The sequence below is a fragment of the Bacillus sp. PS108 genome, assembly GCF_037963335.1.
Lineage (GTDB): Bacteria > Bacillota > Bacilli > Bacillales > Bacillaceae > Bacillus > Bacillus subtilis.
This window is the reverse complement of the sequence record NZ_CP150155.1, coordinates 352,934-364,879: the sequence shown is the minus strand read 5'-3', so window position 1 is coordinate 364,879 and position 11,946 is coordinate 352,934. Positions and strand designations below refer to the sequence as shown.

Annotated in this window: 10 protein-coding genes and 2 pseudogenes; 4 read left to right on the top strand and 8 right to left on the bottom strand. The window is 46.3% G+C overall.

The annotated features are described in order from the left end of the window. Nucleotides 1-56 precede the first annotated feature (56 nt). The 3 genes and pseudogenes from NSQ16_RS01935 to NSQ16_RS01925 all read right to left on the bottom strand — a co-directional run bounded on the left by NSQ16_RS01935 (nucleotide 57) and on the right by NSQ16_RS01925 (nucleotide 1,023). On the bottom strand, nucleotides 57-389 hold the full coding sequence (locus tag NSQ16_RS01935) for a YckD family protein (RefSeq protein WP_015252849.1): 333 nt from the start codon (nucleotides 387-389) through the stop codon (nucleotides 57-59). An 81-nt stretch (nucleotides 390-470) separates the two neighbouring features. Further along, nucleotides 471-791: pseudogene (locus NSQ16_RS01930) on the bottom strand (RDD family protein); the annotation flags it as partial. A gap of 35 nt (nucleotides 792-826) precedes the next feature. Then, a pseudogene (locus NSQ16_RS01925) lies at nucleotides 827-1,023 on the bottom strand (hypothetical protein). Between the two features lie 161 nt (nucleotides 1,024-1,184). Between NSQ16_RS01925 and NSQ16_RS01920 the strand changes: the two are divergent. Further along, nucleotides 1,185-2,048 (top strand): transporter substrate-binding domain-containing protein, encoded by an 864-nt coding sequence (locus NSQ16_RS01920; RefSeq protein ID WP_230488354.1) that lies wholly within the window; start codon nucleotides 1,185-1,187, stop codon nucleotides 2,046-2,048. 9 nt (nucleotides 2,049-2,057) lie between these two features. Next, nucleotides 2,058-2,738, top strand: coding sequence for an amino acid ABC transporter permease (locus NSQ16_RS01915; protein WP_003234624.1), 681 nt, complete (start codon nucleotides 2,058-2,060; stop codon nucleotides 2,736-2,738). 48 nt (nucleotides 2,739-2,786) lie between these two features. On the opposite strand, the gene zinU is transcribed toward NSQ16_RS01915, so the two are convergent. From zinU to NSQ16_RS01890, 5 genes are all read right to left on the bottom strand, one after another. Then, nucleotides 2,787-3,980, bottom strand: a complete 1,194-nt coding sequence (gene zinU / locus NSQ16_RS01910; RefSeq protein ID WP_033883103.1) for a zinc metallochaperone ZinU — start codon at nucleotides 3,978-3,980, stop codon at nucleotides 2,787-2,789. Between the two features lie 27 nt (nucleotides 3,981-4,007). Continuing rightward, nucleotides 4,008-4,181, bottom strand: coding sequence for a hypothetical protein (locus tag NSQ16_RS01905; protein WP_230488355.1), 174 nt, complete (start codon nucleotides 4,179-4,181; stop codon nucleotides 4,008-4,010). Between the two features lie 238 nt (nucleotides 4,182-4,419). Then, nucleotides 4,420-5,004, bottom strand: coding sequence for a L,D-transpeptidase (locus tag NSQ16_RS01900; RefSeq protein ID WP_230488356.1), 585 nt, complete (start codon nucleotides 5,002-5,004; stop codon nucleotides 4,420-4,422). Beyond that, on the bottom strand, nucleotides 5,001-5,915 hold the full coding sequence (gene folE2, locus NSQ16_RS01895) for a GTP cyclohydrolase FolE2 (protein ID WP_230488357.1): 915 nt from the start codon (nucleotides 5,913-5,915) through the stop codon (nucleotides 5,001-5,003). The genes NSQ16_RS01900 and folE2 overlap by 4 nt, the downstream gene beginning before the upstream one ends. A 116-nt stretch (nucleotides 5,916-6,031) precedes the next feature. Further along, nucleotides 6,032-7,237, bottom strand: a complete 1,206-nt coding sequence (locus tag NSQ16_RS01890; RefSeq protein WP_015252853.1) for a nitrate/nitrite transporter — start codon at nucleotides 7,235-7,237, stop codon at nucleotides 6,032-6,034. A 179-nt stretch (nucleotides 7,238-7,416) separates the two neighbouring features. On the opposite strand from NSQ16_RS01890, the gene nasB reads away from it, so the two are divergent. Together nasB and nasC are read left to right on the top strand one after the other, a co-directional pair. Continuing rightward, a complete protein-coding gene (gene nasB, locus NSQ16_RS01885) occupies nucleotides 7,417-9,732 on the top strand; it encodes an assimilatory nitrate reductase electron transfer subunit NasB (protein ID WP_327837520.1) in 2,316 nt (771 codons plus the stop codon). Between the two features lie 6 nt (nucleotides 9,733-9,738). After that, on the top strand, nucleotides 9,739-11,871 hold the full coding sequence (nasC, locus tag NSQ16_RS01880; RefSeq protein ID WP_327837518.1) for an assimilatory nitrate reductase catalytic subunit: 2,133 nt from the start codon (nucleotides 9,739-9,741) through the stop codon (nucleotides 11,869-11,871). The last annotated feature ends 75 nt before the right edge of the window (nucleotides 11,872-11,946 follow it).

Genomic DNA, 11,946 nt, shown 5'->3' with positions numbered 1-11,946 from the left:
ATTCAGTAACTTTTAACAATAAAAAAGCACCCAATTCCCATTGGATGCTTACCATCTTAATGTCTTTTTTCAAATTTATGCGGATGAGGATGGTGCTTTGGAACAAAGCCGTTTTGTTTCATCATTTCAAAGTGTTTGTCCAAGTGATTTTTGATGTGTTCTCCTCTTTCTTTAGGCAGGATACCGTATTGTACATACTTTGAGATCACGTCTTTGCGCTTTTTAAGAATCTCTGCTTCCAGTTGTTCAATCTCTTTCTTTTGCTGATCTGTCAGTGTAACATTTGCGGGAGGCTGCTGCTGTTTTTCAGCGGCCTCAGCTGTACCGGTCAGAGAAATGACAGCCGCTGCAATGAACATTGTGATGATGTTGATGGTTATTCGTTTCATCCAGTTTATTCCTCCAATCCTATTTTTCATATGTTTTGCTGCCTTGTATTTTTTATGCATAAAAATAAAAAGAGCGAACCATTATTCGCTCTTTCTAATCTCTTCGTCAGCATTAAGTTCTTCTTCACCTGGCGTCGCATAAGTGACATACGTTCCCACGATTAAATGATGCAGGGTCCGTTTGTCTTCTCGTACGGCAATCAGAATCAGGCTGGCGATCAAGCCGAGTCCGAAGGTTATACCGTATACCAGGCCGGCTACAATAACCCGTAAAAACATTGTTAACAGGCTGACTTGTGATCCGTCTTTTTTTACGATTCTGATTCCGCAGATTCTTTTTCCGATAAGATAACCGCGCCAAAACACCGGCAGCAAAATATAGTACAGCAGTACAATCAGGCTGGTTTGTAAATATTCATTTGACTCCCCATTATGGTTTAAATGTTTCCATTTTCTTTCTCATCGAATATATCATATGCCTTAGGGGCATCAGCAAGACTTAAATTATTCTGAAGATCGGTTTCATGTCTCTTGACCATTTCTTCCGGTATTGGCATAGATGAGTGACGGGTCTGCTGCATCCTTCACTTTCACATGCGTTTCCTTGGTACGTCTGGCATTCATCCTTGGACAATTCCTTTTTTCATCACCTCTTCCCTTCATAGACGCTTTTAAACACCCACCCATGCCTTTTGTATACACAATTCGAACTTTTTGAAAACGCGATCAACATATTGCAACCCCTTATGTTCAATGCTATCTTTTTAGTTGATTAACAGATTGGGGGAACTATAGGTGAAATCATTCATGCATTCCAAAGCCGTTATATTCAGTTTCACAATGGCTTTCTTTCTTATATTGGCAGCCTGTTCCGGCAAAAATGAAGCCGATTCCAAGGATACAGGCTGGGAGCAGATTAAGGATAAAGGGAAAATCGTAGTCGCTACATCAGGCACGCTTTATCCCACTTCTTATCACGATACTGACTCTGGCTCTGATAAGCTGACGGGCTACGAGGTTGAAGTCGTTCGTGAAGCGGCAAAACGCCTGGGATTGAAGGTTGAGTTCAAGGAGATGGGCATTGACGGGATGCTGACAGCGGTGAACAGCGGACAGGTTGACGCAGCCGCAAATGACATCGCTGTCACGAAGGACCGTGAGGAGAAGTTCGCATTTTCCACTCCATATAAATATTCATACGGCACGGCAATTGTCCGAAAAGACGATTTATCAGGGATTAAAACGCTCAAGGATTTAAAAGGGAAGAAAGCGGCTGGCGCGGCTACAACCGTCTACATGGAGGTCGCGAGAAAATACGGCGCCAAAGAAGTGATTTATGATAATGCGACGAATGAGCAATATTTAAAAGATGTTGCCAACGGACGCACTGACGTCATTTTAAACGACTATTACCTGCAGACACTTGCGCTCGCGGCATTCCCGGATCTCAACATTACAATTCATCCTGACATCAAGTACATGCCGAACAAACAGGCCCTTGTCATGAAAAAAAGCAATGCGGCACTTCAGAAAAAGATGAACGAAGCATTGAAAGAGATGAGCAAGGATGGCTCTTTGACTAAACTGTCGAAACAATTCTTCAATAAAGCAGATGTATCAAAAAAAATTGATGCCGACGTTCAGGACGTTGATTTGTAATCGGACGCCATGATCAATAGCATTCAATGGGAATATATTTTCAACACGAAGCTGGCTATTGAATCGTTCCCTTATGTCATAAAAGGCATTGGATATACACTGCTCATCTCTTTTGTAAGCATGTTTGCGGGAACTGTGATCGGCCTGTTCATATCACTCGCCAGAATGTCTAAGCTTGCTTTGTTAAGATGGCCGGCGAAGCTCTATATCTCATTTATGCGGGGCGTTCCGATTTTGGTGATTTTGTTTATCCTTTATTTCGGGTTTCCTTATATCGGCATTGAATTTTCCGCTGTCACGGCTGCTTTAATCGGCTTTAGCCTAAACAGCGCCGCCTACATTGCGGAAATTAACCGTTCAGCCATTTCATCCGTCGAAAAAGGACAGTGGGAAGCCGCATCCTCGCTGGGTCTTTCCTATTGGCAGACGATGAGGGGCATCATTTTGCCGCAATCGATACGTATTGCGCTGCCTCCGCTTGCCAATGTATTGCTCGACTTAATCAAGGCGTCATCTCTCGCTGCGATGATTACAGTGCCGGAATTGCTCCAGCATGCGAAAATCATCGGGGGCAGAGAGTTTGATTATATGACCATGTATATTCTGACCGCTCTCATTTATTGGGCCATCTGCTCCATTGCCGCGGTCTTTCAGAATATCCTTGAGAAAAAATACGCTCATTATGTTTAAACAAACGTTTCATTAAAAAAAGCCGCTCCCCAGGGGACGGCTTTTTTTCTATTGATTCAGCTTCCATTTAAACGGGTCCTCAAACAGCGACCAGTCGGAATCAAATTCATATTCAGTCAGCAGGCATTGATCAAGCTCTTTCGTGATCGTTTCTTCATCCAGGTCAGTTCCGATAAAAACTAGCTGCGTTAGGCGGTCGCCGAACTCCGGGTCCCACTCCTCCAGGATTTCCGGCTCCTGCTGTTTGACTTGCTCCTGCTCAAGCTTCGGCAGCGCCGCCACCCAATAAGATACAGGCTCAATCGTAACCGACGGACCTGCTTGCGACATCAGCAAAGCGAGGTTGTTATGAGATGCGCACCAGACGATTCCTTTGGCACGTACCACGTTCTTTGGCATTTGATCCAACCAACGGTAAAATCGTGTAGAATGAAACGGCAAACGTCTCTTATATACAAATGAAGAGATACCGTATTCTTCTGTTTCCGGGGTGTGTTCCGCATGGCCTGCCGTCAGCTCTTGAATCCAGCCGGCCGATCCGCTCGCTTCCTCGAAGTTAAATAACCCTGTATGCAAAATCTCCTGCGGTTTTACATTTCCTTTGACGGAACGAATGAACCTGGCTCTTGGCTGCAGTTTACGAAGAACGTTTTCAAGCTGTTCGAGCTCTTGCTCGCTGACCAAATCACATTTATTTAAGATCAGTACATCGCAAAACTCAATTTGATCGATCAAGAGGTCGGCGATTTCTCTTTCATCCTCTTCCCCCAATGCTTCTTTGCGGTCCAGAAGGCTTTCGCCTGACTGATAATCATGCCAAAAACGGTTGGCATCAACAACCGTCACCATCGTATCCAGCTGACAGAATTTTGTAAGATCGATTCCCATCTCTTCATCGATATAAGAGAAAGTCTGGGCCACCGGGATCGGTTCGCTGATTCCTGTCGATTCGATGACGATATAATCAAACCGTCCGTCTTTTGCCAGCTTCTCAACTTCAATTAATAAGTCTTCGCGAAGCGTGCAGCAAATGCAGCCGTTTGACATTTCCACAAGCTTTTCATCTGTTCTGGAAAGGCCCCCTTCCTGCTTAACCAAGCCCGCGTCAATGTTCACCTCGCTCATATCGTTTACGATAACCGCTATTTTCAAGCCTTCGCGATTTTGCAAAATGCTGTTCAGCAATGTTGTTTTTCCCGCACCTAGATAACCGCTCAGTACGGTAACCGGAATTTTTTTCATAACAGTGCCTCCATTAAAATAGATTGATTACGATTTAAATCGAATACTTCGCCGTATGTACAATGGTGTAGAGCAGCTTTTCGCGCTCATTTCTCGCTGCCACCCGATTTCTAAATCAGTAAAGGCTCCAACCGCGTTTAATCCTTTTCCCCATCGCAAATCCCTGCCCCTTGCCGACATTCGGAAAACCGCAGCTTGCATAAAGCAATTGCTCCACTTGCGTTGCTGAACCGATGGAAAGCGCAAACATCTCATCAGAAAGTAGCTTGGGTTTCGTTTCAAGTTTTCAACAAGACGCTTCATGGGGATCAATGACAGCAAGATCCTTAGCCTTTCCGCTTTTCACAGATACAGCCAATGATAAGCCATTTACCACAAAACGTAATTATTACGATTTAAATTGTATGGTCTTTTTTCCTTTTTGTCAACGGTTTTCAATTCAGCTGATCACCACTTTTGTATGTTCAGGGATATTTTCATATATCCATTTTGCATCTGGAATGGTCAGCCTGATACAACCGTGAGATGCTTTCGTTCCTAGTTTTTCTGCTTCCGTTTTGATGACTTTTTGATCCTTTGTCATTGGCACACTATGAAATAGAAATTCGCCGTGGTTTTTCCATGATACCCAGTATTCTGCGCCTTCCTGGTATCCTTCGGAGAAAAACCATTCTCCCCGTTCAGGCTCTACATAAAAGGTGCCCTTTGGCGTAGCATCATCTTTTGTTTGATCAAGACCAGAAGAGATCATCATTGTATAGATGGTGTTGCTTCCTTCCTTGATGTAAGCCTTCTGCTCCTTCACATTCACATCAATCCAGACATGCTTCTGTTTAATATCCGGGTATTCTCCGCCCGAAGGCTTTGTCCAATCAATGCTTGTTTTTGCTGTTTTTCGAACGTCCGTTATGTTTTCGACCGTTTTCTTTGTATTGATACTTGCGTGTTCTTCCGTATGATAAGAACACGCTGACAGCAGGCTGGCCGGCACAAGAACTGCAATAATGAATAATGAGCGTTTCATATTCTATCCACCTGTTTCGAAAAACGCAGCTTCGCATAGGCATCGTGGAGATGGATCGATTCTTCATTGCGGCATTCAATCTCAAAGGCCGACACCCATTCAAGCTCAAACAAATCAGCAGCAATCAGCCGGGCGAGATCCTCAACAAATCTCGGGTTTTCATAGGCCGTTTCTGTCACGGCTTTTTCATCAGGCCGCTTCAATACCGGATGCAGTCTCGCAGAAGCATTTGATTCTGCGGCGTGAAGCAAATCAGCTTTAACATCACTTGGCAGCGATGCGGCCGGGTGAATATCCGCCCAAATGCTGACCGTTCCCCTCTGATTATGGGCACTGTATTCGCTGATTTCCTTGGAGCAAGGGCACAGAGTCGTTACTTTTGCTGAGATGCCGGCACGCTGTTTAAACGGCTGATCTTTGCGATAGGTGACAGACATGAATATATCAGCATGCATCAAACCCGCTTTCTCAAGCTTCGGGCTTTTCCGTTCGAAAAACCACGGAAACCTCACTTCAACTGTGGCAGATGATGTGTCCATGTTTTCTGCAAGCTCTTTCGTAAATTGCTGAAGAGAGGAAAATGAGAGAATCCAACCATTTTGATGATAGACTTGCAGCAGCTCTGTTAACCGGCTCATGTTAATCCCCTTCTGATTTCTCGGCAAATTACAAGTCATTGTAAAGTTCGCAGCCGTTGTTTGCTCGGCAGGCATCATGGCAGAAGTGATTGTGACTGGATGGGACACATTAGCTACACCTACATGCTGAATGTCAAAAAAATAATCCTTCCTGATATTTTGCAGGTCCTTCATTTTCTCTTTTTCCACTGGTTTCTCGCCTTTGATCGGACTGACCGATCCAAAGTATTGAAGACGCTCCGTTTTTTTCGGGAGCAGCGTATGTTGATTCATTCAGAAAACTCCTCTCACTAACAAATCGTAATAATTACTATTTATTTTGATCGGTTCACTGTTGAAAATCAAGAGAAAATAAAAAAGACACGCACAAACGCGTGTCCGTCAAAACCCTAAACATCCGCCGGGCTGCTTTCCGCGCTCCAGCTTTTCCGCCAGTAATAGCCTGCGGCAAGCACAAGTGCAAACGCCAGCAGCGCGATACAGGAAAACGTGATAAAACCGATAGCATATGTGCCTGTCATCTGTTTGAGAGATCCTAAGATGTTCGGCAGGAAAAACCCTCCGATTCCTCCGGCCGCACCGACGATTCCCGTCACCATGCCAATTTCTTTGCGAAAACGCTGCGGCACGAGCTGGAATACTGCACCGTTTCCCATTCCGAGCCCCATCATTCCGACAAACAATAGAACAATAACCATTGAGAGAGATGGCAGGCTGCTGACTCCGGCCATACACAGTGCCACGATGACAAACAGTACAGAAAGAACTTTCGTGCCGCCGACACGATCCGAAATCAAGCCCCCGACAGGCCGGAAAAAGCTCCCCGCCGCCACACATAATGTAACGAAGTCCCCTGCGTGAATTTTTGACAGCTGGTATTGATCAACAAAGAAAATAGATAAAAAGCTTGAGAGCCCGACAAATCCGCCAAATGTGACGCTGTACAGCAGGCAGAAAAACCATGTTTCCTTTTGCCCGAACACATGCAGATAGCTTTTGAGCGGCTGCGGAGCCGGCTGTGCAGGAGAATCCTTTGCCATGGATACAAAAAGAATAAAGACGATCAATAATGGAATTAGCGCAATTCCCATGACAATGTGCCAGCCGAACTGCTCTGCCAGACGAGGGCCAAACAGGGTTGCAAACAACGTGCCGCTGTTCCCCGCTCCGGCAATCCCCATCGCAAGCCCCTGCAAATGAGGCGGATACCATCGGCTGGCCATAGGCAGCGCTACAGCAAAGCTTGCCCCCGCCACGCCAAGCAGAATCCCGATGGCATACAGCTCAGTCAGGGAACGGCCGCCGAATGTCCCCCAAAGCAGCGGAATCATCGTCACCAGCATCCCGATCACTGCCGTTTTTTTCGGTCCGATTCTGTCCGTTAAAATACCAAGAATGATACGAAACACTGATCCAGATAAAATCGGCACAGCTACGACAAGCCCTTTCTCAAAAGGAGACAGGCCAAAATCCTGAGAAATATAAACACCCAGCGCCCCAAGCATAACCCATATCATAAAACTGACATCAAAGTATAAAAAGGAACAGAGCAACGTGAGTGGATGACCGCTAGTTTTCAGTTCCGACAGCTTCATAAGATTCCCCTTTCTAGACCCTCATTATTTTACATTTTCTGAATCAAGGATATAGGACCATTATTTTCTGGAAAAGACATGTGTAAGTTTTTGTGACACGTTTAATGCGTTAACAGTGCATTGTGACATAATTTTTAATAGGAGAAAACTTACGAGCTTCGCCAAAGGAGGTCTGATACATGAAGAAACAAAGATTGGTGTTAGCGGGAAACGGCATGGCCGGAATCCGCTGTATTGAAGAAGTATTAAAGCTGAATCGCCACATGTTTGAGATTGTCATTTTCGGAAGCGAGCGGCATCCCAATTACAATCGCATTCTCTTATCCTCTGTATTGCAGGGTGAAGCGTCACTCGATGATATTACACTGAACAGCAAGGATTGGTACGACAAGCACGGGATCACGCTTTACACAGGCGAAACGGTTATTCAGATTGATACAGATCAGCAGCAGGTCATCACAGATCGGAAACGCACTCTGTCGTATGACAAATTAATAGTGGCAACAGGTTCCTCCCCTCATATTCTCCCTATCCCCGGGGCAGACAAAAAAGGTGTCTATGGATTTCGGACAATAGAAGACTGCCAAGCACTGATGAAGATGGCCCAGCACTTTCAAAAGGCTGCGGTAATCGGAGCCGGCTTATTAGGACTGGAAGCTGCAGTCGGTTTACAGCATCTCGGTATGAATGTCAGCGTCATTCACCACTCCGCCGGCATTATGCAAAAACAGCTCGATCAAACAGCGGCGCGGCTGCTGCAAACAGAGCTGGAACAAAAAGGCCTAACCTTTCTTTTGGAGAAAGACACCGTCTCCATTTCCGGCGCCACGAAGGCAGACCGAATCCATTTTAAAGATGGCTCTTCATTAAAAGCAGACTTGATTGTGATGGCGGCCGGCGTCAAACCGAATATTGAATTGGCTGTATCCGCTGGAATCAAAGTGAACCGCGGGATCATCGTGAATGACTTCATGCAGACAAGCGAACCGAATATCTACGCCGTTGGTGAATGCGCTGAGCATAACGGAACGGTGTACGGATTGGTGGCTCCGCTTTATGAGCAGGGAAAAGCGCTCGCCAGTCATATTTGCGGCGTTCCATGTGAGGAATATCAAGGCTCAGCACCATCAGCGGCGTTAAAAATAGCTGGAATCGATGTGTGGTCAGCAGGAAAGATCCAAGAGGATGAACGCACGACGAGCATCAAAATCTACGACGAACAAGCAGGAGTTTATAAAAAAGCGCTTTTTGTAGATGAAAAACTGGCCGGCGTTATTTTATTCGGAGACACCCGTGACAAGCAGCGGCTTCTCGACAGCCTCCTTAAACAACGAGACATCTCCATTGTCAAAAAGCAGATCATCGAACCGGAGACAAGCGGCCCTTTATTTGAATCCATGCCTTCCAGTGAAACGATTTGCCAATGCAACACAGTGACGAAAGGCGCGATTGAAGAAGCGGTGCACACGAATAGCTTAACAACTGTTGAGGAAGTCAAGCACTGCACCAAAGCCACTGGGTCCTGCGGAGGATGCAAACCGCTCGTTGAAGACCTTTTGAGGCACATGACCAACAGCGAATATACGAAGCCCGCCGGCACACCTTCGTTTTGTGGCTGTACTGATTTTACAGAAGACGACATCATCGCTGAGCTTCAGCGCAGGCCATTCACTAATCCGGCAGAAGTGATGAACCAGCTTGACTGGAAAACAAAAAACGGATGCAGTACTTGTGTTCCTGCGATTCAATACTATCTGGAAATGCTGTACCCTGGGTTTGTCCAGCCTGAGCCAGCCACTGAAGAGACATGCATCCTGATTCCGCAAATGTACGGCGGGCGGACAAACGCGGAGCAGCTAAGAACCATCGCCAACATCATTGAGGCATACAGCATTCCCGACGTATCCATCACTCACGGCCAAAGGCTGAAGCTTTCCGGGATCAAGCCTGCGGATCTCCCGAACATAAAAAAAGACCTGAAGATGCCCGTTTACACTAATGAACACCGACACGCGCTGCAAAGCATCAAAGCATGTACATGCGGGCAAAATCGATCGATTCAGCAGCTGGCAGCCCAAATCGAAAGACAACTTGAGACGCTTCCCTTACCCGCTCCCATTTCTATCAGCTTATCATGTGAAACAGACTGCACCGATGCCGCCCTGCAAGATGTCGGCGCAATTCGGACACAAGCTGGCTGGGACATTCACATCGGCGGCGTCCGGGGAACTCATGCCCGTTCAGGAGCTCTGTTTTGCGTGACTGAGAACGAAGACAGCACTGCCGGCATGATCAAAGGACTGATCCAGTATTATCGGGAAACGGCTCATTACTTAGAAGCTGTTCATCAGTGGATAGACCGTCTCGGGATCGTTCATATCAGAGAAGTGCTATTCGAAGAAGACCTAAGGGCACAGCTGCTGGAAAGCCTCCAAACAGATCTGTCACTGATCCAAAACCCGACTGTAGAGACGGGCGTATATAAGAAAGGATGAGGCATTTTGACTGAACGACTGCTTAGATATTTCCGTGATAAACAGCAAGACGTCCAATCAGAAAAAACATATGACACTCAATGCCCGTTTTGCAGCATGCAGTGCAAAATGCAGCTCGTGGAACAAACCATCGTCACGCGCAAAAAGTACACTGCGATCGGGATTGATAATCCTACAACACAGGGTCGGCTATGCATGAAGGGCATGAATGCTCACCAGCATGCCCTGAACTCCTCCCGCATCACCCGGCCGCTGCTGAAGAAAAACGGCGAGTTTATCCCTGTTTCCTGGGAAGAAGCATTGAATTACATTAAAGACCAAGTGACAATGATCCAAGCAGAACACGGCCATGACGCCATGGCGGTATACGGAAGCGCCTCGATTACAAATGAAGAGGCGTATTTGTTAGGGAAATTCGCACGGGTGGGCTTACAGACAAAATACATCGACTATAACGGGAGGCTTTGTATGTCCGCCGCAGCAACCGCAGCCAACCAAACATTCGGCGCAGACAGAGGCTTAACGAATCCCTTATCAGACATTCCCCACACCCGTGTGATCATTCTGGCCGGCACCAATATCGCGGAATGCCAGCCCACGATTATGCCGTATTTTGAAAAAGCGAAAGAAAACGGAGCTTACATCATTGCCATTGATCCGCGTGAAACAGCGACAACGAAAATCGCCGATCTTCATTTGAAAATCAAACCCGGCACAGACGCCGCTCTTGCCAACGGTCTCGTCAAAATCATCATCGACGAACAGCTCGCAAACAAAGATTTTATTCAATCACGAACAAATGGATTCGAGGAGCTGAAGCAGCATACTGACGCGCTGAGCCTGAATGATATCGCCGAACAGACGAGTGTCCCGCTGGCGGATATAAGAAAAGCGGCTGTAAAGTTTGCCAAGGAAACGTCCGGCATGCTGTTTACAGCCCGCGGGATTGAACAGCAAACCGATGGAACAGCGGCTGTGAAAGGCTTCTTAAACATGGTGCTGATCACAGGAAAAATCGGCAAGCCTTACTCAGGTTACGGGGCGATCACCGGACAAGGCAACGGGCAAGGTGCAAGAGAGCATGGCCAAAAAGCCGATCAGCTTCCGGGCTATCGATCTATTGAAAACGAACAACACCGGGCACATGTTGCGAAAGTGTGGGGAATCCATCAGGATGATCTGCCGCGAAAAGGTGTCTCAGCCTATGAAATGATGGAAAAAATCAACGACGGCGACATCAAGGGATTGTTCCTCATGTGCTCCAATCCTGCTGTCTCCAGTCCAAATGCGAATCTCGTAAAAAAGGCTTTACGTAAACTGACATTCTTTGTTGCAATCGATTTGTTTATTTCTGAGACTGCGAAATACGCAGATGTGATTTTACCTGCCTCCTCTTACTTAGAAGATGAAGGCACCATGACAAATGTAGAAGGACGCGTGACATTAAGAGAAGCAAGCCGGCCATGCCCCGGCGAAGCAAAGCATGATTGGCAGATCATTTGTGATCTCGCATCCGCTCTCGGCAAGGGCCGCTACTTTTCTTATACGTCAGCGGAGGATATTTTTAATGAATTGAGAGAAGCGAGCCGAGGCGGGATTGCCGATTATTCAGGCATCTCATACGGCAGGCTCAGACGTGAAGGCGGCATTCATTGGCCGTGTCCGGAATCTGATCATCCCGGAACTGGGCGCTTGTTTACAGAATCATTTGCTCATCCGGATCAAAAAGCGGCATTAAGTGTGATTCCAAACGAACCACCTGTTCCAAAAGAGAAGCCGACAGCCGATTATCCGCTTTATTTAACAACAGGCAGAGTCATGTCTCACTACTTAACAGGCGTCCAAACAAGAAAAAGCGCCGCCCTTGCCGCGAGACATTTTGAATCGTTTATGGAGATCCATCCGCAAACAGCAGCGACCTACAATATCGAGGACCGTGTACTGGTAAAAATAGAATCGCCGCGGGGAAGCATCACCGTCCGCAGCAAATTATCAGAACAAATCAGAAAAGATACTGTTTTTGTTCCCATCCATTGGGCAGACGCTCAAAATGTGAATGATTTAATCGGAGAAGCCTTAGATCCAGTCTGTAAAATGCCCGGTTTTAAGGTATGCGCCGTCCGAATCAGACCTATTTAAATTTTTCATAAAATTTTTAGAACTTTTCGTATATTTTGTTACATTTTATAACATGTATCTTAAATATTCCTTTTT

Coding starts and splice junctions, on each gene's coding strand:
- NSQ16_RS01935 (WP_015252849.1), bottom strand. CDS start 389: ATGAAACGAATAACCATCAACATCATCACAATGTTCATTGCAGCGGCT.
- NSQ16_RS01915 (WP_003234624.1), top strand. CDS start 2,058: ATGATCAATAGCATTCAATGGGAATATATTTTCAACACGAAGCTGGCT.
- zinU (WP_033883103.1), bottom strand. CDS start 3,980: ATGAAAAAAATTCCGGTTACCGTACTGAGCGGTTATCTAGGTGCGGGA.
- NSQ16_RS01905 (WP_230488355.1), bottom strand. CDS start 4,181: ATGCAAGCTGCGGTTTTCCGAATGTCGGCAAGGGGCAGGGATTTGCGA.
- NSQ16_RS01900 (WP_230488356.1), bottom strand. CDS start 5,004: ATGAAACGCTCATTATTCATTATTGCAGTTCTTGTGCCGGCCAGCCTG.
- folE2 (WP_230488357.1), bottom strand. CDS start 5,915: ATGAATCAACATACGCTGCTCCCGAAAAAAACGGAGCGTCTTCAATAC.
- NSQ16_RS01890 (WP_015252853.1), bottom strand. CDS start 7,237: ATGAAGCTGTCGGAACTGAAAACTAGCGGTCATCCACTCACGTTGCTC.
- nasB (WP_327837520.1), top strand. CDS start 7,417: ATGAAGAAACAAAGATTGGTGTTAGCGGGAAACGGCATGGCCGGAATC.